Source organism: Oleiphilus sp. HI0067, from assembly GCF_001635735.1.
On the sequence record NZ_LWFI01001365.1, the window covers coordinates 1 to 515 of the forward strand.

Consider the following 515-nt stretch of genomic DNA (forward strand, 5'->3'; position numbering starts at 1 on the left):
TCCTTAAAAGATAAATGATGCCCGCTGAAGGTCATGCAATGAACTTTAAAACCCATCGCTCTATAGTGCTGAGCAAAATTATCTTCCCAAATCCAAGAACCGGACATAGCGCCGGGAACAAACAGAATGGGCGTACTTGTATCGATGTTAAGCGCATTTATGTTTGAAGGCATCGCTTAGTCCTGTTGCAGTTCTTTGAGTACGAGTGACATGGTTTGTCGATTGAACCCCATTCCTAAATGAGAAACGTTCACTTCGATATATCGTGTTTGTTGGTCTTCGGGCAATACGCTGGCAGACCAATCAACGACGCCGTCTGTTTTACTAACAATTGCACTGAGCTTGCATTGAATGGGCTTCTTTTTTCGCTCTTCGACGCCAGCCTCAATCCAGTCCAGATCTAAGCCTTTTTTGGCCAAGATAGGTGCGGCCGCAGTATATTTTGGGCCGCCCGTAAGCGGCGTGCCCAGCGTTACGACATGATCGACCATTTCGGGTAAATCTCTCGCTACTTC

The 515-nt window shown here is 46.6% G+C and carries 1 protein-coding gene; it reads right to left on the reverse strand.

Features of this window, described 5'->3' with window-relative positions; all coding sequences use genetic code 11:
- Positions 1-176 precede the first annotated feature (176 nt).
- Positions 177-515, reverse strand: a 339-nt coding sequence (locus A3739_RS30235) for a hypothetical protein (protein WP_197472483.1), incomplete at its 5' end; no start/stop codon positions are given.